Source organism: Candidatus Binataceae bacterium, assembly GCA_035650475.1.
Classification (GTDB): Bacteria; Desulfobacterota; Binatia; order Binatales; family Binataceae; genus JAKAVN01.
The window spans coordinates 79,743-104,001 of sequence record DASRHP010000010.1; the positions used below are offsets into that span (position 1 = coordinate 79,743).

At 67.1% G+C, this 24,259-nt stretch carries 21 protein-coding genes and 1 tRNA gene; 20 read left to right on the top strand and 2 right to left on the bottom strand.

The features are described from left to right. The first annotated feature begins 37 nt into the window (after positions 1-37). From VFB33_10565 to VFB33_10585, 5 genes are all read left to right on the top strand, one after another. The gene (locus tag VFB33_10565) at positions 38-967 is read left to right on the top strand and encodes an ABC transporter permease (GenBank protein HZO82123.1); all 930 of its coding nucleotides are present in this window, start codon (positions 38-40) and stop codon (positions 965-967) included. Next, positions 964-1,785: an ABC transporter permease gene (locus VFB33_10570; GenBank protein ID HZO82124.1), complete on the top strand. Its 822-nt coding sequence runs from the start codon at positions 964-966 to the stop codon at positions 1,783-1,785. Before VFB33_10565 ends, VFB33_10570 begins: the two co-directional genes overlap by 4 nt. After that, the gene (locus VFB33_10575; protein HZO82125.1) at positions 1,782-3,443 is read left to right on the top strand and encodes an ABC transporter substrate-binding protein; all 1,662 of its coding nucleotides are present in this window, start codon (positions 1,782-1,784) and stop codon (positions 3,441-3,443) included. Before VFB33_10570 ends, VFB33_10575 begins: the two co-directional genes overlap by 4 nt. A gap of 51 nt (positions 3,444-3,494) precedes the next feature. Next, positions 3,495-4,214, top strand: a complete 720-nt coding sequence (locus tag VFB33_10580; GenBank protein ID HZO82126.1) for a DNA-3-methyladenine glycosylase — start codon at positions 3,495-3,497, stop codon at positions 4,212-4,214. A gap of 266 nt (positions 4,215-4,480) precedes the next feature. Beyond that, positions 4,481-5,995 (top strand): hypothetical protein, encoded by a 1,515-nt coding sequence (locus VFB33_10585; GenBank protein ID HZO82127.1) that lies wholly within the window; start codon positions 4,481-4,483, stop codon positions 5,993-5,995. Positions 5,996-6,482: 487 nt separating this feature from the next. On the opposite strand, the gene VFB33_10590 is transcribed toward VFB33_10585, so the two are convergent. Beyond that, entirely contained in the window at positions 6,483-7,352 is an 870-nt protein-coding gene (locus VFB33_10590; protein HZO82128.1) for a TIGR03620 family F420-dependent LLM class oxidoreductase, read from the bottom strand. A gap of 146 nt (positions 7,353-7,498) precedes the next feature. Between VFB33_10590 and pyrF the strand changes: the two genes are divergently transcribed. Beyond that, positions 7,499-8,362 (top strand): orotidine-5'-phosphate decarboxylase, encoded by an 864-nt coding sequence (pyrF, locus tag VFB33_10595; GenBank protein HZO82129.1) that lies wholly within the window; start codon positions 7,499-7,501, stop codon positions 8,360-8,362. A gap of 68 nt (positions 8,363-8,430) precedes the next feature. Here pyrF and VFB33_10600 read toward each other — a convergent pair whose 3' ends face one another. Beyond that, positions 8,431-8,991, bottom strand: coding sequence for a ferritin-like domain-containing protein (locus VFB33_10600; protein HZO82130.1), 561 nt, complete (start codon positions 8,989-8,991; stop codon positions 8,431-8,433). 263 nt (positions 8,992-9,254) lie between these two features. Here VFB33_10600 and dprA point away from each other — a divergent pair, with 263 nt between their 5' ends. The 14 genes from dprA (at position 9,255) to VFB33_10670 (ending at position 24,257) form a co-directional block, all read left to right on the top strand. Continuing rightward, the gene (dprA, locus tag VFB33_10605; GenBank protein ID HZO82131.1) at positions 9,255-10,532 is read left to right on the top strand and encodes a DNA-processing protein DprA; all 1,278 of its coding nucleotides are present in this window, start codon (positions 9,255-9,257) and stop codon (positions 10,530-10,532) included. Between the two features lie 66 nt (positions 10,533-10,598). Further along, positions 10,599-12,929: a type I DNA topoisomerase gene (gene topA / locus VFB33_10610; GenBank protein ID HZO82132.1), complete on the top strand. Its 2,331-nt coding sequence runs from the start codon at positions 10,599-10,601 to the stop codon at positions 12,927-12,929. 174 nt (positions 12,930-13,103) lie between these two features. Then, positions 13,104-14,462, top strand: a complete 1,359-nt coding sequence (trmFO, locus tag VFB33_10615; GenBank protein ID HZO82133.1) for a methylenetetrahydrofolate--tRNA-(uracil(54)-C(5))-methyltransferase (FADH(2)-oxidizing) TrmFO — start codon at positions 13,104-13,106, stop codon at positions 14,460-14,462. A gap of 2 nt (positions 14,463-14,464) precedes the next feature. Beyond that, complete coding sequence (locus VFB33_10620) at positions 14,465-15,406, top strand: Ppx/GppA phosphatase family protein (protein ID HZO82134.1); 942 nt, start codon at positions 14,465-14,467, stop codon at positions 15,404-15,406. Between the two features lie 73 nt (positions 15,407-15,479). Beyond that, positions 15,480-15,749 (top strand): HU family DNA-binding protein, encoded by a 270-nt coding sequence (locus VFB33_10625; protein ID HZO82135.1) that lies wholly within the window; start codon positions 15,480-15,482, stop codon positions 15,747-15,749. A 79-nt stretch (positions 15,750-15,828) separates the two neighbouring features. Further along, complete coding sequence (locus tag VFB33_10630; GenBank protein HZO82136.1) at positions 15,829-17,322, top strand: glycosyltransferase family 39 protein; 1,494 nt, start codon at positions 15,829-15,831, stop codon at positions 17,320-17,322. Between the two features lie 23 nt (positions 17,323-17,345). Next, positions 17,346-18,206: a methyltransferase domain-containing protein gene (locus VFB33_10635; GenBank protein HZO82137.1), complete on the top strand. Its 861-nt coding sequence runs from the start codon at positions 17,346-17,348 to the stop codon at positions 18,204-18,206. A 62-nt stretch (positions 18,207-18,268) separates the two neighbouring features. After that, a complete protein-coding gene (locus VFB33_10640; GenBank protein HZO82138.1) occupies positions 18,269-18,757 on the top strand; it encodes a glycine/sarcosine/betaine reductase selenoprotein B family protein in 489 nt (162 codons plus the stop codon). 36 nt (positions 18,758-18,793) lie between these two features. Next, positions 18,794-19,075: a hypothetical protein gene (locus tag VFB33_10645; protein ID HZO82139.1), complete on the top strand. Its 282-nt coding sequence runs from the start codon at positions 18,794-18,796 to the stop codon at positions 19,073-19,075. A 40-nt stretch (positions 19,076-19,115) separates the two neighbouring features. Continuing rightward, entirely contained in the window at positions 19,116-20,723 is a 1,608-nt protein-coding gene (locus VFB33_10650) for a hypothetical protein (protein ID HZO82140.1), read from the top strand. 31 nt (positions 20,724-20,754) lie between these two features. Beyond that, positions 20,755-22,341, top strand: coding sequence for a hypothetical protein (locus VFB33_10655; GenBank protein HZO82141.1), 1,587 nt, complete (start codon positions 20,755-20,757; stop codon positions 22,339-22,341). Between the two features lie 87 nt (positions 22,342-22,428). Beyond that, a tRNA-Ser gene (locus VFB33_10660) sits at positions 22,429-22,520 on the top strand. A gap of 150 nt (positions 22,521-22,670) precedes the next feature. Next, on the top strand, positions 22,671-23,063 hold the full coding sequence (locus tag VFB33_10665) for a nuclear transport factor 2 family protein (GenBank protein ID HZO82142.1): 393 nt from the start codon (positions 22,671-22,673) through the stop codon (positions 23,061-23,063). 24 nt (positions 23,064-23,087) lie between these two features. Continuing rightward, on the top strand, positions 23,088-24,257 hold the full coding sequence (locus tag VFB33_10670; protein ID HZO82143.1) for an acyl-CoA dehydrogenase family protein: 1,170 nt from the start codon (positions 23,088-23,090) through the stop codon (positions 24,255-24,257). Positions 24,258-24,259 lie beyond the last annotated feature (2 nt).

Here is a 24,259-nt window from a genome sequence, read left to right on the forward strand (position 1 = left end):
GCGGCGCGGCGCCGATGGCTGCTGCCGGAAACCTCGCATGATCGCCTACATCGTCCGCCGGATCATTTTCGGCGCGGCAGTCCTCCTCGGCACCTCGATCATCACCTTCACCATCGCCTTTGTGATCCCCGCCGATCCGGCGGTTGCGATGGCGGGCGCCAAGGCTGACCCGCAGACGCTCGCGGCCATCCGCCATCAGCTCGGCCTCGACCAGCCGCTCCACCTCCAGTACATCCGCTACCTCGACCGCGCGCTCCACGGCGACCTCGGCCGCTCGTACATCCGGCGCGAGAGCGTCACCGGGCTTATCCTGAGTCGCTTTCCGGCCACCGCGATTCTGGCCGTTTGCGCGATGGCGCTATCGCTCGCGCTGGGGATCCCGATGGGGATGGTCGCGGCGGCGTGGCGCGCGCGCGCTCCCGACAACGCCTTGTTGATCGTGTCGCTGGCGTTGCTCTCGATACCGGTGTTCTGGCTCGGCACGATGCTGCTGATCGCGGGCGGCCTCTACCTGCGTTCCTTTCCGCTGGGCGGCTTCAGCGGCGCACGCAGCCTGATCCTGCCCACGCTCACGCTCGGGCTGGGCGCCGCCGGCTACTACTCGCGCATCCTGCATACCAATCTGGTCGAGGCGCTGGAGCAGGACTACATCCGCACGGCGCGCGGCAAAGGTCTGTCGGCCGCGCAGGCCCTGGTTCGCCATGCGATGGCCAATGCGATGCTGCCGCTGGTGACGCTGGCCGGGCTCGACCTCGCCGGACTGCTCTCGGGCGTCGTGCTTACAGAGACCGTCTTCAACTGGCCGGGGATCGGACGGCTTGCCTACGAAGCGGTCTTCAACCTCGATATCCCGCTTATCATGGGCACGGTGCTGTTCGCCGCCTTTCTCGTGGTCGCGGCCAATCTGGTGGTCGACCTGCTTTACGCCTGGCTCGACCCCCGGATCCGGCTGGGAGAGCGGCAATGAGCCGGCGGTTCAACGCGATGGAGATGGTGGGCGGCGCGATGGTGTTCGCCCTGGTCGTGACCGCCATTTTCGCGCCCGAGCTTGCGCCCTACGACCCGACGCGCGCGGTCGCCACGACCTACGGCGACCCCGGCGCACCGTCGGCCGCCTTCGTTCTTGGCACCGACGAGCTGGGCCGCGACGTGTTCTCGCGGATCATCTGGGGCGCGCGGATCTCGCTCACGGTCGGGGTGGCGGCGATGGCGATCACGATGACGATCGGCGTTGCGATCGGGCTGTGCTCGGGCTTCTTCGGCGGCGTGGTGGATTTTCTGCTGATGCGGTTTACCGACGTGATGCTGACGTTGCCGGCGCTGCTGCTGGCGATGGCCTTCGTCGCCGTGCTCCATCCGAGCCTGCTCAACGTGCTGCTGGTGATCGGTCTCGTGTCATGGACGCAGGTGGCGCGGGTGGTGCGGGCCGAGACGCTGTCGATGGCCGAGCGGGACTTCGTGATGGCGGCGCGCGCGCTCGGCGGCACGTCGGCGCGGATGATCGCGCGCCACGTGCTGCCCAACGTGATGCCGATTATCATCGTGATGGCGGTGCTGGGGACGTCCAGCACGCTGCTGCTCGACGCGGGGCTGAGTTTTCTGAGCCTCGGGGTGCCGCCGCCCACCCCGAGCTGGGGCAGGATGGTCGAAGAGGCGCTGATCTACTTCCGCACCGCGCCGTGGCTGGTCGCCTTTCCAGGTTTGGCAATCTTCTACGCGGTGCTTGCCTTCAACCTGCTCGGCTACGGCTACCTGCGCGCGCGCGGGGAGAGAGGCGGGGGATGAGGCGGCGCCGCGCCATGCGCCGCTCGCTCGAGGCCGCGGCACACGCGGCCGGCGCGCTTTTGTGGTTTGCCGCGCTAGCCGGCGCCGCCGTCCTCGGCGGCGCCGGATGCCGCGGCGCGGGGCCGCCGGCCAAGGTGCGCTTCGCGCCCGGCGCCCAGGTGCTGCGCCTCGCCGTCCAGGACGACGTCCCTACGCTGGACCCCGCCGCCGGTTACGACACCGCCTCGTGGACCTTCGAGCAGATGATCTTCGACACCTTGGTGCGCTATAGCGACGCCGGCGTCGAGCTCGTGCCGGACGTTGCGACCGGCTGGAGCGCTTCGCCCGACGCGACGACGTTTACGTTTCATCTGCGGCGCAACGCCCGTTTCACCAACGGCCGCGCGGTCACCGCCGCCGACTTCAAGTACGCGATCCAGCGCGTGCTCGATCCGAAGACCCGCTCCAAGGGGATGGAATACTTCCGCGAGATCGTCGGCGCCGCCGACTTTCAGAGCGGGCGTGCACGCGAGGTCGGCGGCATCGAGGTCCCGGATCCGTGGACGATGGTGTTCCATCTCGTCGCGCCGGATCCGATCTTCGTGCAGAAGCTCGCGATGCCGTTCGCCGCGGCGGTGCCGCGCGAGGTCGTCGCGCGATGGGGCGAGGACTTCTCGCGCCACGTCGTCGGCAGCGGCGCTTTCATGCTCAAGCAATGGATCGGCGGCCAGCGCCTGATCCTGGTGCGCAACCCGGACTACTTCGTCAAGGGCGTGCCACGCCTGGACGCGATCGTCGAGCAGATCGGGGTCAACGACGAACTGCAATGGCTCAAGTTCGAGGCCGGCGATATCGACGTCGCCAATATTCCACCGGCGGAGTTTCCCTACGTGATGAAGACGCCGCGCCTTAAGGCGCTGACCACCAACGTCGTGGAGTTGGCGACCGACTATCTCGGGATGAACTGCCGGATGAAGCCGTTCGACGACGTGCGCGTGCGCCGCGCGTTCAACTACGCGATCGACAAGCGCAAGATTATCGCCCTGCTCAACGGGCGTGGCGTGATCGCCCGCGGCGTGCTGCCGCCCGGCCTGCCGGGCTACGATGCGAACGCGGCCGGCTATCCGTACGATCCCGCCCGCGCGCGCCGTTTGCTCGAAGCGGCCGGCGTCGGCAAGAATTTTTCGCCCACGCTCTGGATGCGCGCCGACCGCACCGAGATGATGATCGGGCAGTCGATCCAGCAGGATCTTGCGCTGGTGGGCGTCCACGTGGCGCTCAAGCCGGTGGCCTGGGCGCCGCTGCTCGAGGCGATTCGCCAGCCCGACACCGCCGAGCTGTTCAGCCTCGGATGGGAGGCCGACTTTCCCGACCCGCAGAACTTCCTCGACGTGCTCCTCACACGCAAGCAGTGGGGCGCCAACAACGACACCTTCTACTACAACCCCGAGGTGGACCGGCTGCTGAGCGAGGCGGCGCCACTGAGCGATCGGCGCCAACGATTCGCGCTCTACGATCGCGCGGAGAAGATGGTGATCGCTGACGCTCCCTGGGTCTTTCTCTACCATCCGGTGGTCTACGTGATCCGCCAGCCTTGGGTGCACGACTATGCGCTCAACCCGATCCGCCCCCCGCGCCTGGAGCGCGTCTGGCTCTCTCCGCATCGCGGCGGCCGCTAAACCAGGATGCCGTGTCGCCGGTGCGGGCGGCTCGGCTATAATGCGCGCGCGATGAAGACGGCCCTACCCGTCTGGGCGCGCGCGGCGGTGGCCCATCTGCGTCGCGCCGACCCGGTGCTCGCGCGGGTGATCGATTCGGTCGGCCCGTTTGAGCTCCGCCTGCGGCGCGAGCGTTTCCCGGCGCTCTGCCGCGCGATTATCTTTCAGCAGCTCGCCGGCGCTGCCGCGCGCACGATTTATGACCGCTTCGTCGCGCTCTTCGGCGAGCGCGGCTTTCCCTCGCCGCGCCAGGTGCTCGCCGCCTCTGAGGCGGCGCTGCGCGCGGCCGGGCTTTCGCGCCAGAAGATCCGCTATCTGCGCGACCTCGCGGAGCACGTCGCCGCCGGCAAAATTAACTTCCATCGCTTCCCGCGGATGAGCGACGAAGAGGTGATCGCGGAACTGGTCCGCGTGCACGGGGTAGGGCGATGGACCGCCGAGATGTTCCTGATGTTTAATCTCGGGCGGCCCGACGTCCTGCCGGTGGACGACCTCGGCGTGCGCAACGCGGTGCGCCGGCTGTACCGGATGCGCAAGCTGCCCGACGCACGGCGGCTGCGCGCGTTGGGCGAGCGCTGGCGGCCGTACCGCTCGGTCGCGTCGTGGTATCTGTGGCGCAGCGCCGACATTATTTTGCCCGACAACGGCGCGCCGGCGCGTCAAATCTCCGGTCGTCCCGCCCGCAAAAGACTGACAAAGGGCAAGCAATCCTCAGCGAGTCCGGTCAACTAGCTTTCCTTGGTCTAGTCTGAAATTTGCTCTGCGGCGATCAAGCCCCGCGCCGGGGGCAGCGGTCGCTGCGCTGCGATCGTTTGCATTTCCGCCTTCTCGGCGCGGGCGCACGGTCCCTAGTCTGGCGCGGGCGCTCGCCCGCGCAGGAGGAGCTTATGGCGCGCATGAGCCGGCTTGGGGGTTCGCCACATTCATCACTCGCTATCGTCGGCGCGATAGTCATTATGCTGACGCAGGCCGCGCCGGCGCGGGCAACTAACAATTGCATGCAGAACGAATACGATCTGCGAACCGGCACGACCAAGACCCTGACCTGCACGGCCAATGACGTCCGGATCGCCTTTGCGCGCAATCCCCGGGACCTCAACGGTAATCCGCTGACCTCGTGCAATGCAGGACAGACATTCTCCTTCATCGCCGACTTCGTGGTGGTGACCACCGCAACCGCGCGCGAGAACATCGGTCTGTATTTCGCTATCGCCGGCCAAAAGGCCGCGCTCACCGGCACTTGTGCGGATAACATCATTTCGCCCGTGCATCCGCCCAACTGTTCGACCGCCGCCGGACAGAGTCCGCAATGCCTGGGAACCTCTCAGTATGAAGAGCTCGATCCGTCGTCGGACAATTGCGGCGATATCAGCACCGACGACAACAACCAAGTGGTGACGGTCGAAGTCGATAACGTGCTATGCAAGGCCGCGCCTGACTCGAACCAACTGATCCTGCCCAACTGCACGAGCTGGCAGCAGCCGGGCGGGACGCTGCTGTGCCAAAGCCCGGCGCCCGACTATCCCTACGTCAGCGCAGCGATTCCCGGCTCGCCCTCGAAGTGCAATTGCGATTCGGGATTTACCGTCCCGATCACGGTTCAGAATCCGACTATCGCGGTCAGCAAGACGCCGAATCCGAGCTCGATCACTGACGCAGGCGGCCCGGTGAATTATACAGTCGCAGTGACCAACACCTCGAACTTCGGCGGGGTCACGATTAACCAGATCTGCGATGACAAGTATGGCAATATCGCGACCGCCGCGGGTGCCAAGGCAACCTGTCCGGCGGGCAGCCTCTGCGCTGCTCCCAACAACGTGGCGGGAACCACGTGTGCCACCAATGTCTCGTGCGCGTTGCCCGCGGCGCTGTCCTCGCCCCAGAGCAGCCTGACCTGCACCTTCACGGGCAACTTGCCGGAGATCCCAAGCCTGACCGACACGGTGACCGTCAACGGCGTAGCGCAGGACGGGACCACGCCGATTTCGGGCACTGCGAGCGCCACGGTGACGGTCGGCGAGGCGCCGGCCACGGCAGCCGACGTCGTGACCTCAGCCTCGGCGGCGCCAAGCTATGGGTGCGCCGACGTGAAGTACAACGTCGAGGTCGAAAACACCAGCCGCTCAGCCGGCGACGAATCAGAGACGCTGAGCGCGCTCAACGACAGCTACTACGGCGATATCACCAAGGTTCAGGGCAACGTCCTCGGCACGACCTGTGGCGTGGCCACCAACGCGGCAGGCCTCGGCGTGCTCTCCGGTGCCAGCGGAGCGGGCGTGCTGCCGGCGACGATCGCGGTCGGCGGAAACTACAGCTGCCAGTTCGTCGGCAAATTCTGCGGCAGCGCCGGCGCCCTTCAGAATCCGCCCAACGCGACCAACTGCCCGGCCGGTATCGAGGTTATCGACACGGTATCGGGAACCCTGACCGGCGACGACAGCGAGGCAGTCACACAGCAGGTCGCGACGCTTACAGTTGACGTTTGCTTCGCGGCCACCGAGACGACCAAGTAGGCGCACAGCACCGATTGCTCGGCGGCATAGGGCGGCGTAGGAAATTCTTAAAATCGTCGAGGTGCTGAACAGCGCCGACTTTGACATGTGTTTGAATTCGGGCCGCTACGAGCGGCGCGTTAAGGCCGACGAGAACGCGGGCCAAAAGCTCGGCATTTCAGGCACGCCCAGCTTCGCGATCGGAACTGAGCGACTCTAAAGATCCTTCGCGCGTAAAAGCGAGCAGCCTGATCCGCGGCGCCCAACCCTGCGCTGAGTTCAAGCGGACAATCGATAGCTTACCGGCGAAGGATAACTGCGGCGATGGGGTTTTCCGGGCAATGGGTCTGCAAGCAGTAACCCCTGGCGAAGCAGCGGGTGCAAGGTTGCCGCCGCATCGCGGGCGTATCGGCGGCGATCAAAGCCGCAAACAGACAGAAGGAGCCCGGGTCGGGGTCCTCCCTCGGCGCTCATCCTTTCATCCTGTCTCGTGCACCACCCCAATAAATCAGCGCGGCGCCAGCGCTTCGAGCGCGCGAAGGTCGGGTCGATGGCCGCCGGTGGAGCCGATCGCATTGACGATGACGTGGTTGGCGCCAGCCGCCAGATGGTCGTCGAGGCATCGGCGCAGCTTCGCTGTGTCGCCCCACACCACCAGCGCATCGACCAGCCGATCGCTGCCGTCGCCACCAAGGTCGTTGTCAGTAAAACCAAGCGCGCGGAGATGGGTATGGTAGGTCGGTGAGCCGAGATAGAAGTGGAGGAACTTGCGCGCGGCGGCGCGCGCCAGCGCCGCGTCGGATTCGAGCATCACCACTTGCTGCGCGCAGATCCGCGTGTCGGGGCCGAGCGCGGCGCGCACCCGCGCGATCGCCTCGGGCGGCATCAGCGCGGTGATTGTGCCGGTGGTTTCGCGCGCCGCCAGTTCCAACATCTTCGGCCTCAGTGCCGCAAGCATCAGTGGCGGCTCTTCGCCGGGCCGCGGCCCGTAGTAGGGCGCCGCGCGCATCGCGGCTAGGTACTCGCGCATCGCGCTCAGCGGACGGCCATAGTCGAGCCCGTGGCGTTTCATGAACGGCCCTCCGCTGACGCCCATCCCGAGCACGAAGCGGTCCGGGAACATTTCAGCGATCGTGTGCGCCGCGCCCGCCATCGCCGCGGCCGCGCGTTTCCAGATGATCGCCACCGCGGCGCCCGCGACGAGCTGCTCCGTGGCGCCGAGCACATGCGCCGCGCATACGAAGGGGTCGCGCCCGAAGGTCTCGGGGAACCACAGCGCGCCGTAGCCCATGCGCTCGAGCGCGCGGGCGAACTCGGCCGCTTGCGCCGCGTCGAGCGTGTCGAGATAAGAAAAGACGCCGAGCTTTCCAAGTTCCATTCGCGCGCTCTCTCCTCTATGAAGCCGGGTGACTCGGCGGAAACTACCGCGAAACGGCGGCTGCTTCAAAACGCAGTCGCTGCGGGCGGGCGTCGCGCGCGCCGCGATTCTCATCGCGCGCCGCATTGTGCGATGATGCTTCGGCAATGGACTATTTCTCGGAACGGCTGCTCGAAGCGCAGCGCCGCAAGCGCAGTATCGCGATGCTCGGGGTTGACCCGCAGCTCGATACCGCCAGCGCGCCGGGGGTGCCCCCGGGCCAGACACTCGCACGGTTCTGCTGCGCAATCGTCGAGGCGTGCGCCGCTTCAGTCGTCGCGATAAAGCCGCAGCTTGCGTTTTTCGAGGCGCGCGGGTTGGAGGGGATGCGCGCGCTTGTTGAAGTGGTGCGAACCGCGCGCCGGCTCGGGCTGCTGACGGTGGCCGACGCCAAGCGCGGCGATATCGGCTCGACCTCGGCCGCCTATGCCGAGGCGTTCCTGGGCGACGGCGATTTCGGATGCGACGCAGTGACCGTCAATCCCTACCTCGGGAGCGACGCGCTGGCGCCGTTCGTCGCCCGGGTGCGCGCCGGGCGCGGCGTCTTTGTGCTGGTGAAGACTTCCAATCCGTCCTCGGGCGAATTCCAGGACCGAACGGCTGAGGGCGCGCCGCTATGGGAGTGGGTGGCGCGGCGGGTCGAGGGATGGGGCAGCGATTTCGTTGGGCCGAGCGGATTGAGCCCGGTGGGCGCGGTGGTTGGCGCGACATATCCCGAGCATGCGGTCCGCGCACGCGAACTGATGCCCCATGCGACGATGCTTGTGCCCGGCTACGGTGTGCAGGGGGCGAACGCCACCGACGCGGTGCGCGCGGCACGTCAGGACGGTAGCGGTGTGGTCGTCAACGCGAGTCGCAGCCTGATGTACGCCTGGCGCAAGCGTCCGGGAACGACGCCTGCGGAGGCGGCAGCCGCGGCGGCCGAGGCGATGCGAACGGAACTGAACGCGGCGCTGCAGGCGCGGCGTTGACGGGCCGGCCCAATATGCGCAAGGGCCGGTCGTAAACTTGGAAGGTGTGGGGGAAGGATGCGGCCGGATCAGGTGCGCATCAGTTCCGCTTCGTCGGCGGCCAGCGTCGCGTAAACCTCGCGCTCGATAGCGCGGTAGCGTTCGAGCGCCTCGTCCGCCTTAGCCTCGCCGCCGTCCTCGCGCGCCATCTCGCGCATCTTCTTCTCGATCCACGAAAGGTGCCAGGATTCGTCCTCGGTGACGGCCTTAAGCACCTCGCGGGTGGCCTCATCGACGTTGGGCAGCGCGGCATGGGCCATGTAGCGGCTTTGTGCGCGCTCCTCGACGACCACGGTCAGCGCGAGCAGCTCGACTACCGTCTTGGGCACGCCGGTGCGCAGGCCGAGTCGGCGCTGGTAGCCGTCGGAGAGCACCAGCGGGGTGCCGCCGAGGTCGGCGATCCGCCGCGTCCAGAGCCATGCATGGCGTGTCTCGTCGGCTAGATGCTTGGCCATCTTGAGCTGCGCGTCGCCGTCCTTGAGATGGCCGAGCAGGTTAAACAGCAGGCGTGCGCCGCGTAACTCGGCGTCGCGGTACACACTGAAGATAAGAACCTGCTTGTCGACAGCCGACATCCGGCTTGAATCCATCTACCTCTTACTCCTCCGCCCACCCATGGCCGGGCCACAATCTATTCGCCGGCGAACCGTTGGACAAACGGATGGCGCAATGGGCATCAGACGAAGCGGTTCGCTTTTAACTATTTGATCGAGCGTGCTCGGTCAAGATAACGGACGCGCGGTTGGTCACCACCTCGAGCCTCTACTATACCTATACGAAGGGCGCCGACCGCGGTTTCACGCCCGTTAATGCCGCTGTTTCACGGCTCGGTCTGCGCGTCGCGACCTTTCGCATGCCCACCATCGACGCCTACTGGCTCGCCTTGCGCCGGGTCCATGGCGCAGGCCCGCGCACCTGTCGCCTGCTGCTCGAGCGCTTTGGCTCCGCAGAGCAGGTCTTCAAGGCTGCGCAGGCCGAGATCACCGAGGCGGGCGTGCCACGCTCGCTCGCGCGGGCCATTGCGAGCTTCGCCGACTTCGCGCCGATCGAGAAAGAGCTTTGCGAGCTGCCCCGGATAGGCGCGCGACTGGTGCGATGGACCGACGCCGATTATCCGCCCAACCTCAAGCATATAGCGGATCCGCCTCCCTATCTTTTTGTTCGCGGTGCCGTAACGCCCGAGGACCGGGCGGCGGTCGCAGTGGTTGGCGCGCGGGCCGCGAGTGAGGTTGGGCTCAGGATGGCCGAACGGTTGGGCTTCGAGCTCGCCACCCATGGCGTTATCGTGGTCAGCGGGCTGGCCCGCGGAATCGACGCAGCGGCCCATCGCGGGGCGCTTGAGGCTGGCGGGCGGACGATAGCCGTGCTCGGATGCGGGGTCGATGTAATCTACCCGCCCGAGCATCGCGAGCTCGCCGAAAAAATACTCGGGCACCGCGGGGCGCTGATGAGCGAGCTGCCATTGGGTACTGCGCCGATTCCGGAGAATTTCCCCAGCCGCAACCGCATCCTGTCCGGTCTGTCCTTGGGCGTGGTCATTGTCGAAGCGGCCGAAAAGAGTGGCTCTCTGATAACCGCCCGGCTGGCACTGGAACAGGATCGCCAGGTCTTCGCCGTTCCCGGCAGTCCCCTGACCGGCAAGACTCGGGGCAGCAATCGCTTGATAAAGGAGGGCGCCAGGCTGGTCGAGTGCGTCGAGGACGTTATGGAGGACCTTGCGCCGCAGATGGCCGGGATTGCATTGCGAAGCGGCAACGGCGCAGCGCTGCTACATGAGGCGGCAGGCGCGGAACATGGGTTCAGCGAATCGACAGTGTCAACCTCGAGCGCCGTCAAGGCGAGCTTGGCAAACACCGCAACGTCGGCGGCCTCGCCTGCGGGCATGCGGGTTGCTCCACTGGTCGAGCCACGAAGAGTCGGGCCCCGAACCGAAGTCGCAGCAGGGGACGGCCAGGAATCAGAGCAGGTCCAGGCAATTTTGAATTGTCTATTAGATGCTAAGAGACTTCATATTGACGCAGTCATTGAAAGCTGTCAGCTCAGTCCGCAAACTGTGCTTAAATTATTGTTGGAGCTTGAGCTGCGGGGGCTGGTCGTTCAGCATCCAGGCAAGCTCTTTTCACTTCCCTAGGTCCGGCCTTTGCGCCCGAACCGGCCGGACGGCTCTGGGGCCGAATTACCGGAGGCTGGAGGAAGGGTGGCAAAGAACCTCGTAATAGTCGAATCGCCCGCCAAGGCTAAAACCATCAAGCGCTATCTTGGGCCCGATTTTCAGGTGACCCCCTCGGTGGGTCATGTGATGGACCTTCCAAAGAGCACGCTCGGAGTCGAGATCGACAACGACTTCAAGCCCGAGTACCACGTGATCGCCGGCAAGGCGAAGGTGCTCAAGGAAATCGAGGCGCTGGCAAAGAAGGCTGACAACGTTTACCTCGCGACCGACCCCGACCGCGAGGGCGAGGCGATCGCTTGGCATATCGCGGGCAAGCTCGGCAAGGTCAAGGGCGGCGTTCATCGGATACTGCTCCACGAAATAACCCCAGGTGCTGTGCGCGAGGCGGTGGCTCATCCGGCCGAGCTCGACCACCATCTGTTCGACGCCCAGCAGGCGCGCCGCGTGCTCGACCGGCTGGTCGGCTATCAGGTAAGCCCGCTCCTGTGGGACAAGGTCAAGCGCGGTATCAGCGCCGGGCGCGTGCAGTCGGTGGCGCTGCGGATAATCGTTGAGCGCGAGAAGGAACGCGAGGCGTTCCGCCCCGAGGAGTACTGGACGCTCGACGCGCGACTGGAGGCGAGCAGCCCGCCACCTTTTAAGGCGCGGCTGTACAGTTATCGCGACCAGCGCATCGACAACAAGTCCTACAAGCTGCCTGAGGCCGAGGCGCGCGCGATCATCGCGGCATGCGAGCACGCACCCTTCGTCGTTCGCAAGGTCGAACGCAAGGAGGTGCGGCGCACTCCCACGCCGCCCTTCATCACCTCGCGCCTGCAACAGGAGGCCTCGCGCAAGCTGTATTTCTCGCCCTCGCGCACGATGAAGATCGCGCAGCGCCTGTACGAGGGCGTCGAGCTCGGCGACCAGGGCGCGGTCGGCCTCATCACTTATATGCGCACCGACTCGCCCCGGGTCTCCGAGCAGGCGCTGGCCGCGGTGCGCGAATATATCGGCAAGCGCTATGGTGCCGATTACGTGCCCGAGAAGCCCAACTTCTACCGCTCGGGCAAGTCCGCCCAGGAGGCGCATGAAGCGATTCGCCCGACCGCCGTCGAGCGCGACCCCGAATCGATCGCGCGCTATCTCGACAAAGACGAGCTCGCGCTCTACACGCTGATTTTCAACCGTTTCGTCTCCAGCCAGATGACGCCCGCGGTCTATGACCGCACTACGGTCGATATCGAGGCCCGCGAGGCGGTCTTCCGCGCCACCGGCCAGGTCGTCAAGTTCGACGGCTTCATGCGCGTCTATACCGAGGGCCAGGACGAAGCGGCGAGCGACGACGAGGAGGCGGCGACGCTGCCCGCGATGAACGAAGGCGAGCCGCTCAAGCTCTTGGGCTTCGACCCCGAGCAGCATTTCACCCAGCCGCCGCCCCGCTTCACCCAGGCCACGCTCATCAAAGAGCTCGAAGACAAAGGCATCGGCCGCCCCTCGACCTATGCCGCGATCATGACTTCGATCCTCAACCGCGAGTACGTTGAGGAGGATCAAAGCAAGCGACTGCGCCCGACCTCACTCGGCCGTATCGTCGCCGAGCTTCTGGTCCAGGCATTCCCGGACATCCTCGAGGTCGGCTTCACCGCACAGCTCGAGGAAGAGCTTGACGAGATAGAGGCGGGGCGCGAGAACTGGGTCAAGACGCTGCGCCGCTTCTACGGGCCATTCCAGAAGCGACTCGGCGAAGCCAAGAAGAAGATGCCGGTGGTCAAGCGCAAGGGGCTGCCCACCGGGATCAAGTGCGAGCTCGACGGCGGCGAGATGGTGATCAAGTGGGGTCGCAGCGGCGAGTTCCTGGCCTGCTCCAACTACCCCAAGTGCACCAATACCAAGGAGTTCAGCCGCGACGAGCAGGGCAACATCGTGCCCCAAGAGCGCGCGCCGGCCGCCGAGCCGACCGACGAAGTATGTGAGAAGTGTGGTAAGCCGATGGTGCGTCGGCGCTCGCGCTTCGGCGAGTTTCTGGGATGCTCGGGCTACCCCGAGTGCGACGGCATCAAACGCTTGCGCTCGGAGCCGGTGCGCACGGGCGTCGCCTGTCCGGAGTGCAAGGAGGGCGAGATCCTAGAGCGGCGCAGCCGGCGCGGCAAGCTGTTCTTCGGCTGCGGGCGCTACCCCAAGTGCAAGTTCGCGAGCTGGGACCGCGTCGTCGCGCAGCCGTGTCCGCAGTGCGGCGCGCCCTACCTGATCGAGAAGGTGACCAAGCGCGAGGGTGCGCGATGGCAGTGCTCGAACAAGGATTGCGGTTACCGCGCCCCGGCGCCGGCCGCCCCAGTCGCCGAGAGCAACGCCGCCGCCCCCGCCAGTGCCTGACGAGCTGCTGCGTGGGCCGCGGTTCGAATCGTCGGGCGATCGCAAAAGACGGCCAACCAACTCTTTCCGCCGCCTTTTGTCAGACGGGAAGGTCAGGACGGAGTTCGGAGCGGAATCGCCGATGCGGCTTGCCCTCGGACTCGTGGCCAAGCTACGCTTCGTTACACGTCCCCGGTGAGTCTTCCAGTCGTAAACGTAATCGGTGCGGGGCTGGCCGGCAGCGAGGCGGCCTTCGCGCTGGCGCGCCGCGGCGTGCGCGTGCGGCTGCACGAGATGCGTCCGCTGCGCATGACCGAGGCCCATCGCACCGCGCTCTTCGCCGAACTGGTGTGCTCGAACTCGCTGCGCAGCGCTTCGATGGAGACCGCGGTCGGCGTGCTCAAGGAGGAGATGCGCCGGCTCGGCTCGCTCGTCATCGCGGCGGCGGAGCGCAGCCGCGTCCCCGCAGGCGCCGCGCTCGCGGTTGACCGCGACGAGTTCGCGCACACGATAACCGACGCGCTGAGCGCCGACCCGCTGATCGAAGTCGTCCGCGCGGAGGTCGCCGCGTTGCCCGCAGGCGTGACCATTCTCGCCACCGGCCCGCTTACCAGCCCCGCGCTGGAGGCCGAGCTCAACCGCTTAGTCGGCGCGCGCCATCTCTATTTCTACGACGCGATCGCGCCGGTCGTGACCGCCGAGTCGATCGACATGAACCTCGCCTTCCGCGCCTCGCGATGGGGCCACGGCGGCGAGGACTATATCAACTGTCCGATGAGCGAGGCGGAGTACGACGCTTTCGTTGCCGCGCTGCTCGCCGCTGAGAAGGTCGCGGCGCATCCGTTCGAGCGCCCGGTCTATTTCGAGGGTTGCATGCCGATCGAGGAGATGGCGCGGCGGGGGCCGCGCACGCTCGCCTTCGGCCCGATGCGCCCGGTGGGGCTGCGCGATCCACGAACGGAGCGGCGCCCCTTCGCCGTGGTCCAGCTCCGCCAGGACGACCGCGCCGGCCGGCTTTACAACATGGTGGGCTTCCAGACCAAGATGACGCACCCCGAGCAGCGCCGCGTGCTGCGGATGATTCCCGGGCTCCAGCGCGCCGAGTTCGTCCGCCTCGGCTCGCTCCATCGCAACACGTTTATCGACTCGCCGCGTCTGCTGCGTCCCACGCTCCAGCTTCGCGGACGCGATGACCTTTTTCTCGCCGGCCAGATAATTGGGGTCGAGGGCTACGTCGAGTCGGCGGCGATGGGTTTGCTCGCCGCGCTCAACGCGGCAAGCCTCGTGCGCGGGCGCGAGCCGATGGTCCCGCCGGCGGAGACGGCGCTCGGCTCGCTCGTCGCTTACGTCAGCGATCCGAACCGGCGCGACTTTCAACCGATGAACGCGAACTACGGGCTGATGCCCGAACCGGAGTCGCGGATGCGCGGGCGCGAGAAGAAGCTTGCGATGGCGAAGCGCGCGCTGGACGCGCTGGACGATTTCATCGCGCGCAATGCGCTGGCGCCGGCGGAGGAGCCGCCCGCGGCGCGCGCCGCGGGCGCGGGGAGCTGAGCATGCGGCTGGCCGCGCTCGACGTAGGAACCAACACGGTCCTGATGCTGGTCGCAGAGTCGCAGGCCGACGGCAGCGTGCGCCGCGTCCTCGACCTCCAGCGCATCACGCGGCTCGGCCAGGGCGTTGACAGCAACCATCGCCTCGATCCGCAGGCGGCGCTGCGCACCCTCGACGCGATCGCAGAGTTCGCCGAGCAGGCGCGCGCCGCGGGCGCGGAGAGGATCCTCGCCGCCGGCACCGCGACCCTGCGCGACGCCGCCGACGGCGAGAGCTTTATCCGCCGCGTGCGCGAGCGCGCGAGCGTCGAACTGGAGATCATCTCGGGCGAGGCCGAGGCGTGGCTGTCGTATCTGGCGGTGACGCACGGATTGCGGCTCGATCCCGCCAGGCGGGTGCTGATCATCGATATCGGCGGCGGCTCCACCGAGTTCATCCGCGCCGAGCCCGGCGCCAAGCTCCAGACGGCGAGCCTCCAGATCGGATCGGTGCGCCTCACCGAGCGGATCATGCGCAGCGACCCACCGACTACGCACGAGGCCGCCGATTTGCGGCTCGCGATCGACGCCGAGCTGCAGGGGCTTGGCTGGGAGCTCAAGCCCGAGGAACTGGTCGGAATTGCGGGTACGGTGACCACCGTATGCGCGGTCGCGCTCGAGATGGAACCTTACGATGCCGACCGCGTGCACGGCTATCGGCTGTCGCGCGCGGAGGTCGAGCGCGTGCTCAAACTGTTCGGCTCGATGCCGCTGGCCGAGCGGCGCAAGCTCAAGGGCCTCGAACCCGCGCGCGCCGACGTCATCTTCGCAGGCGCCGCGATCCTCGAGCGGGTGATGAGCAAATGCGGCGTGGACCACGTGGTGGTCAGCGACCAGGGTGTGCGATGGGGTCTAATCTGGCGCGAGCTGGCCGTGCAGGGCTCAGCGGGGTCGAACGCGCCCTGAGCGCGTGCGCGGCTGGCGATTCGCTCTTGCGCGCTCCCGCGCTATAACAGGCGGCGCGGGAGGCTGACAGGCGATGACCAAGGCCGAGCTTATCGAGACCGTCGCACGCTCGACGCATTTGGAGAAGAAGACCGTCGCGCGCACTATCGAGCTGACCTTCGACCAGATCGCGCGTGCAATCCGCAAGGACAAGCGCTTCTGGGTGCCCGGCTTCGGCACCTTCTCGGTCCGCCGCCGCCGCTCGCGGCCGGGCTTCAATCCGCGCACGCATACCGCGATGACGATTCCGGCCGCGCGCACCGTCGGCTTTCGTCCCGCGCCCAAGCTCAAGAAGGGCCTCTAGACGCGCTCTTGCGCCGCTGCGCTTTGAACCGCTGCGATTTCGGATGCGCCTGGCAGCGACAGCCAAGGCCGTCTTGCCAATGACGATTGCGCAACCGGCGGACGCCTGCGCGCGCGCCGCACCCGCGGCGCGCGCCGCGACCTCTGCGTCGGGACGGCTTGTGACCGCCGGGCTGCTCCTGGCCGCGCTCGCGCTCGGCGCCTCGCTGCGCTTCTCCGGACTCGGCGCGCGCGAAATGTCGGCCGACGAAGGCGCGACCTGGGCCGCTGCCGCGGCGCCGAGCGTCGCCGCGGTCGTACGCAGGCAGGCGATCCTGAATCCGGGCAAGCTCGCGCTCCAGGAAGTCGCGCTGCACGGTTGGATGAAAATTTTCGGCAACGGGCTTGCCGCGATGCGCGCGCTCTCGGCGGCGCTTGACACCTTCGCGATTCTTGTCGTGTTCCTTGTCGCCCGCGAGCTGTTCGACGAGCCGGGCTTCGCGCGCGCGGCCGACATGGTTGCGGCTCTCGCGGCGATGCTTTTCGCCGGCAACCTGGTGACGATCAAGTACGCGCAGGAGCTGAGGATGTACGCGCTCGCGCTGCTCCTGGTCACGGTGCAGGTGTGGTTCTTCCTGCGCGCGGCGCGTCGCGGCGGACGGTTCAATTTGGTCGCGCTGGCGACGCTGACCGCGCTCGCGATCGGCGCGCATTTCACTGCCGCCTTCATGGTCGCGGCGGAGGGGCTTTGTATGCCCTTCCTGCCCGAGACGCGCTTGCGGGTGGGCGCCGCACGCTCGCGCACAGCGGCGGATCGCTGTCGGTTGGGCGTCCCGCTTGCGCTTGCCGCCTCATTGGGCGCGGGCATCGCTATCTTTTTGGTGGTCGCCGCGCCCGCACTGCGCATCGGCGCCGGCGCCTTCGCGCACGGCGCAACGAGCTGGATCGAGCGGCCCCGATGGTGGGCGCCGCTCGCGTTGTTCAACAAAGGCACGGGCACGTTCGCCTTTCCGGTGATGGGCGCGCTGGCGGGATGGGGCGCGTGGCGCAGATGGCGCCGTGCGCGCGGTGCGGTCGCGTTCGCCCTTGCCTGGATGTGGCTGCCGCCGATGTTGCTTCTCGCCGCTTCATGGGCGTTCTCGCCAATGTTCGTCGAGCGTTACGCGCTGTGGTGCTTCGTGCCATTTTTCATCCTCACCGCGCTTGGCATCCAGGAATTGCCGGCGCCGCCGGCGCGGGCAAGTGCGCTTGCTTTCGCCCTCGCGCTCGCGCTCGGCCATCTGTACAGCTATCGCCATCGCCCGCACGGCGCCCAGTGGCGTGAGGCCGCGCACACGGCGGCCGACGGTCTGACGCTCGGCGCCAAGATCGCAATCGCTCCGCCCTACGCGGTCAATGTGATCCGTTACTACTTGCGCAACAGCGCGGCGGCAGACGCCGCGGTCCCCGCCGACGGTGCGAAGGCCGAAGTGTTGGTCATCGACGAGCACTGGATTGCGCAGGGCAAAGCTGCAAAGCTGCTCGCGGATTACCCGCGGCCGGTCGCACGCCTGCGCGGCGTCCGCGTGCAGCGTCGCGCCCTGCGCCGCGATTGAGCAAGACCGCGAAAGGAACCACGATGAGCGAGCAGCGCCCTTCCAGGGAACAGATCAAGCAGCAGCAGCGCGCCGACTGGGATTCCGCCGCCGCCGGATGGCGGCGATGGTGGAGCAGCTTCGAGCGCTCGGCGCAGCACGTCAGCGACCGTCTGATCGAGCTCGCCGCTGTGCGTCCGGGCGCGACCGTGATTGACCTGGCCACCGGTATCGGCGAGCCCGCGGTCACCGCGGCGCGCCGGGTGGGCCCGTCGGGCCGGGTGGTCGCGCTCGATCAGTCCCCCGGAATGCTTGCGATGGCGCGCGAGCGCGCCAGAGAGCTTGGCCTTGGCAACGTCGATTTCCGCGAGGGCGACCTTGAAGCCTTCGCCGTCGGCGAGCGCAGCTTCGACGCCGCGCTCTGCCGATGGGGTCTGATGTTTGTGCCCGACCTCGACGCGGCCGTGCGCGCGGTCCGTCGCACACTCAAGCCCGGCGCGCGCTTCGCCACCGCGGTATGGGCCGCGCCCGAGCGCGTGGCGATGATCGCGCTGGGTGCTGACGCGATGCGCAGGCTGGCGGGGCTGCCGCCGCGCCAGCCTGACGCGCTCGATCCGTTCCGGCTCGCCGACATTTCGATCCTCACTCGCGCGCTGGAGGGCGCAGGTTTCAGCGAAGTCCGCAGCGAGCCGCTGGAAGTCGTTTTCGAATTTGCCTCGGTCGATCAGTTCATGCAATTCCGCTACGACGTCTCGGCACCGCTGCGCGCCACGCTCTCGCGCTGCACGCCCGAGGTGCGCGCGCAGATCGAGCGCGCCACCGCGGAGGCGGCCGCGGCCTACTGTCGGGCCGACGGCTCGCTCAGCCTGCCCAACGAGGCGATCTGCGTGGGCGCGCGCGCCTAGCGCGGCGACGCAATGCGGCGCGGCCGCGAATCTGCTAGCCTCCGGAAGGGGAGGCGTTCGCGATGGAACCGATTGCCTACGTGACGCGACTCAACGAGCACTACCGCAGCCAGGGCTTTCCGCCCTACAAGTGGTCGGTGTACGAAAACGCGCCGCTGACCGCTCTGAGCAAGCCGCTTGCGCAATGTCGCGTCGCGCTGCTGACCTCGGGCGGCGTGTCGTATCGCGACGCCCAGCCGTTCAACCCGCAGGCGCGCAACGACCTGCGCGTGGACGCGATCGCGTCGGGCACACGGCCGGCGATGCTGGTGATTAACGACGACTACTACAGCCATCGCGACGCTGACCGCGACGTCAACTGCATCTTCCCCATCGACCCTCTGCGCGAGCTGGTGGCCGAGGGCGTGGTCGGCGCGGTCGCCGACAATCACTACAGCGGGTTCATGGGGCGCATCTACACGCGCGACGCCGTGATCAACCGGGCCGCGCCCGCGCTGGCGCATCGCCTGCGCGCGGAGCTGGTTGACGCCGCCGTCCTGGTGCCTGCCTGACCGCTCGACCACCAGACCGTCGGTCTGGTCGCGCGCGTGCTCGAAGAAGCCGGAATTCCCACCGTGGTCGTTTCCACCGCCCGCGACATAAGCGCACAGGTAAAACCGCCGCGCACCGTGTTCGTCAATGCCCCAATGGGCAACACGTTTGGCAAGCCGTTCGACCGCGCGCGCCAACGGGCGATCCTGCTCGACGCGATGCGCGCGCTCGAAAGGGTAACGGTCGGCGGGACGCTTATCGACCTGCCCTACGAATGGGACGCGGAGTTCGATCTCGACTTGGGCGGCGCTCGGGCCAGCCAGGCCGCCGCCACCTGACGTTGACGGGTGCGGCGGCCGCCGCTCGGCGAGCCTGGTGATGGGGTTCGGGGGGAAGGAGGCGCTTTCGACGGCCGCGGCCGCCGCCGGCCACGCGATGGCGGAGCCCTGTGCTGCGGCCGCGCCGCCGGTGCACGCGCGGCTTTTGCGCTATTCGCCGGCGATGGTCCTGCTCGCCGCGCTCATCGCCGACTCCAACCGCCATACCGATCCCGACCTGTGGGGTCATCTCCGCTTCGGCCGCGATTTTATCGCCGCGCATGGGCTGCTCCGCCACGACAGCTACTCGTACAGCGCGGCGGGCCATCTCTGGCGCGACCATGAATGGCTGGCCGAGGTGGTAATGGCGCTGGTGTACGACGCCGCCGGCCTGGTCGGGCTCAAGCTGTGGAAGTTCGCCTGCAGCGCGCTGACGATCGTGCTCATGGCCGAGAGCGAGGCCGAAACCGGCGCCGGCGTCCGGCTCCAGTTCTTCGTGACGCTGATCGCGGCGCTCGGCCTCATCCTCCAGTCGCAGTTCCGGCCGCAGATGTTCAGCTTCGTGATGCTGGCCGGCCTGCTCACGCTGCTCGCGCGCGAGAACTACCGGCGCGACGCGCCGCTGTGGTTTGTGATCCCGCTCTTTGCGCTGTGGGCGAACTTGCACGGCGGGTTTTTCATCGGCGTCGCGGCGCTTGCGCTTTATACTGTCGTCGCCGCGATAAGCGATCTTGCCGCGGGTGCCGGAGCGCGGCGCGGCCTGCGGCTCGGCTCGTTCACCGCCGCGGCCGCCGCCGCCACGCTGCTCAATCCGTACGGCGTCGGGATGTGGGAGACGGTCGCGCACGCGCTGCGCAATCCATATACACGCGCGGTCGTCACCGACTGGCAGCCTTCATTCCACGCGATGATCTCGCAGTGGCATTCGGCGCATTCGGGGGTGCTGCTTTACCTCGTAGTCTTCGGGATGGTGGTCGGGCTGGGTGTGGCGTTCGTGGCGCAGCCACGGGGAGATGACCTGCCGCTAGTGGCGGTAGCCGCGATGATGGCCGCGGCGGCGCTGGTATCGGTTCGCAACCTGGCGCTGGCCGTGATCGCCCTCAGCGGCCCGCTCGCACGCCATCTGACCCTGGTACTCGAGCGCCGGCGAGGCGGCTTCGAATCGCAGCGGCACCCTCGAGTAAATCACTGGGTAGTGCTTGCGCTATGTGCTGGACTTGCTATTCAGGGCGGGCTTTTCTCGACGCGCCTCGCGTCCGACCAGCCATATCCGGCCGGCGCGCTCGCCTTCATGGGCGCGCATGATCTGAGCGGTAACGTGCTCGCCGATTTCGGATGGGGCGAGTACGTAATCTGGCACGCGGTCCCACCCGATCGCGTCTTCATCGACGGCCGCTATGACACGCTGTATCCCCTGCACGTCATCCGCGACTATCTCGAATTCTACTTCGATCGGCCTGGCGCGCATGCGACGCTCAATTCGTATCCCCACGACTTTGTGCTAATCGGGCCGCATACGCCCGCAGCGAAGCTGATGGCCCGCCGCGGCGACTGGACGCTCCTTTATCGTGATTCCGCCGCGCTGCTTTACGCCCGCGCTAACTCGCCCGCGGCGCGCATCCCGGGACTGCCGGTAAACGGCGTCGCACTCGCAGCGCAATTCCCCTGAATGCGGGCCAAAGCCCGCGAGCGGCCGCATCATGTCTGAGGCCTCGAATGAGATGTTCGGCGCGGCTTCCGCGCCGGCGCCGCGTCCGCTTTCGCTGTTGCGTTGCTCGCCCGCGTTCTTCGCCTTTCTCGTGGTGGCCGCGGACGCCGGCCGCTGGGCCGATCCGGATCTATGGGGCCATATCGCCTTTGGCCGCCTCTTTCTGCATCTTGGCCGTCTGCCGCCGCGCGATATCTATTCCTACAGCGCATTCGGACATCCCTGGCACGACCACGAATGGCTATCCGAAGTGATCCTCGCGCTCGCCTACGACGCGGGCGGCGTGCTGGGGCTCAAATTGTTGAAGCTGGCCTGCACGGCGACGACGATGACGCTCCTAGCTATTGCAGCGGCGGAAACCGGCGCGGCAATCGGTCTTCAACAGCTCGTACTGGCGACGGCTGCGGTAGGGCTGGGGCCGATGATGCAGTTTCGGCCCCAGCTCTTCGACTTCATCGGGCTGAGCGCGCTGCTTCTGATCCTCGCGCGGCAGAGCTATCGGCGGAGCGGGCCGCTGTGGCCCGCGGTCCCGCTACTTGGGCTGTGGGCGAATCTGCATGGCGGGTTCTTCATCGGACTGGCGGCACTTGCCGTATATACCGCGGCTACGGCGGTCGAAGATTGGTTCAGCGGCGATGGATATCGTCGCGCCGGGCGACTGAGTATAGCGTTTGCAGTGTGCCTTCTGGCTACGCTGGTTAATCCATATGGAATCATGAACTGGGCGACGGTGTTTCACACGCTCCACCATCCGATAACACGTGCGATCGTGAGCGAATGGCAGCCGCTTACGTTCAGGATCGCTGAGGACTGGCGCAAGTCGCCGCTCACCGCAATTAATTTCGCGCTCGCGCTCGCGCCGCTGATCGCGCTGGCAGGGTGTTTCGTCGCGCGGCCGCGCGGCGGCGACCTGCCGCTGGTCGCGGTCGCCGCACTGATGGGCGCCGGCGCGTGGGTTGCCGTGCGCAACCTCGCTCTGGCCGTGATCGCCTCGACGGTGCCGTTATGCCGTCACGCCGAGCTCGTAGGGGAGCGTCGGGGCTGGCGGCGCGCAGCCGCAGGGGAGCGTACGGATCCGTTGCCGCATGCGGCCAACCAGTGGCTGATCGGCGCGATCGCGGCGGGTCTCGCCGCATGGACCGGGCTGTTCTCGCACGCGCTGCGCCCAGGCTTCGCCGTTCCGCAGGGCGCAGTCGCCTTCATGCGCGCGCACCGGCTCAAAGGCAACGTGCTATGTGATTTTGCCTGGGGTGAATATGTAATCTTCCACCTGGCGCCGGCCGCGAAGGTCTTCATCGATGCCCGCTACGACATGGTCTATCCGCGCCGTGTGATCGAGGATTATCTCAACTTCTTCCTCGACCGATCGCACGGGGCGCAAGTGCTTGCTGGCTATCCGCACGACTTCGTCCTGATCCGGCCGGACGCGCCGGCGCGGGCGCTGATTGAGCGCGGCGCCGGGTGGGAGCTGATCTACAGCGACTCCGCGGCCATGCTTTTTGCGCGCGCCGGCGCGCGCGCCGCGCAAATCGACGGCGTGCCTATCCGCGGGAAATCGCGGCCTGCGTTCTTTCCGTAGCGCTGCGGCCGGAGGGCTCACGCGGCCGCCGCGCGCTGGGCCAGTGGCAGGGCCGATTGCACGCATGGCATACTGGCCTTTCCGCGCGGAGAGGTGGCCGAGCCCGGTTTAAGGCGCACGCCTGGAGAGCGTGTAAACTCGAAAGGGTTTCGGGGGTTCAAATCCCCCCCTCTCCGCCAGCCAGTCAAATCGCCACGCCAAGGCCCACGGCCACCGGGTGAATCGCCCGATTGCTTCGGCGAACCTCGTTGTTTGCGCTCGCGGCCGCGACGGCGATAAGTTTCAAACCGACATCGCGGCTTCGGGACGCTCGTCCGAGGAGGCAGACCATGAGCGCAGAAGATAACAAGAAGGTCGTACTCGGGTTCTTCGAGAACATGAACGTGGGTAACGGCGCGGCCGTACTCGGCGCATTGGCCGACTCCGCCACCTGGTGGGTGGCGGGAAATTTCGCGTTGTCGGGCACCAAGACCAAGGCGCAATTCGCTCAGCTCATCGGTGAGCTCGGCGCGAGGATCGACGGCGCGCTCAGGGTCACTCCGGTCGGAGTGACGGCCGAAGGCGACCGGGTCGCGGTCGAGGCGGAGTCGTACGCGCGGATGAAGAACGGCAAGACCTATCAGAACAAGTACCATTTCCTGTTCGTGGTGCGCGACGGCAAGATCCAGCAGGTCAAGGAATACCTCGATACCATGCACGCGAACGAAGTGCTGTGCAGTTGATCTTGCCGAGCGCGGTTGTGAGCGATGAGCACCGACGAAGCTCGGCTTGAACCCAGGCGTCGCATCCGGTTTGCTTTCAGCGACGAGCAGGAGCAGTTTCGCTCGGCGTTGCGGCGATTTCTGAAGGATCGATCTCCGACGACCGAAATCCGGCGGCTGATGGCCACGGCCGAAGGGTACGATCCCGCGGTATGGCGGCAGATGAGCCAGGACCTGGCGTTGCCCGGCATCCATGTACCCCAGCCCTACGGCGGTGCGGGGTTCGGGATGGTGGAGCTTTGCATCGTCACCGAGGAGATGGGCCGCGCGCTGCTCTGCGCGCCCTACTTCTCGACCGCCGTGCTCGCCGCCAACGCGATCATGAATGCCGGCAGCGAAGCGCAGAAATCAAAGCTGCTGCCCGCGGTCGCCAACGGCACGCGGCTGGCGACGCTGGCGATAACCGAGCCCGACGGGAATTGGGACCCGGATTCCATCAGGACCGTCGCGACTCGGGAGGCTGGCGGTTACCGTATCGACGGAGCCAAAAGCTACGTCGTGGACGGCCACCTGGCGGACCTGCTGGTCGTTGCCGCTCGCCTGGCGGGGAGCTCGGGCAGTGAGGGGCTGGCGCTGTTTACGCTCGCGGCCGACGCCGGCGGCGTGGAGCGGCGGCTCCTGGAATCAATGGATCCCACGCGCAAGATTGCGCGCGTCGAGTTTCGCGGCGCGCGCGCGGGCCTTTTGGGCGGACTCGGTGAAGGCGCGGCGTCGATCGTGCGCACGCTCGATCAGGCCGCTATCGCGCTCGCCAACGAGATGATGGGCGGCGCCCAGACGATGCTCGACTCGGCGGTAAGTTATGCGAAGCTGCGGGTGCAGTTCGGCCGCACTATTGGCTCCTTCCAGGCGATCAAGCACAAGCTCGCCGATATGCTGCTCGACGTGGAACTCGGCAAGTCCGCAGCCTATTACGCCGCCCAGGCCGCCGCGCTCGATGATCCCGAATGGCCCGCGCTCGCCAGCCTGGCCAAGGCCGCGGCCTCGGAAACCTACCTGCACACCGCGGCCGAATGCATCCAGATTCACGGCGGCATCGGTTTCACCTGGGACAACGATACGCATCTGTGGTTCAAGCGCGCCAAGAGCTCCGAGGTCTTTCTCGGCCAGCCGAGCTACCATCGCGAGCTTCTGATGCGCCGCTGGGGGGTCTGAGC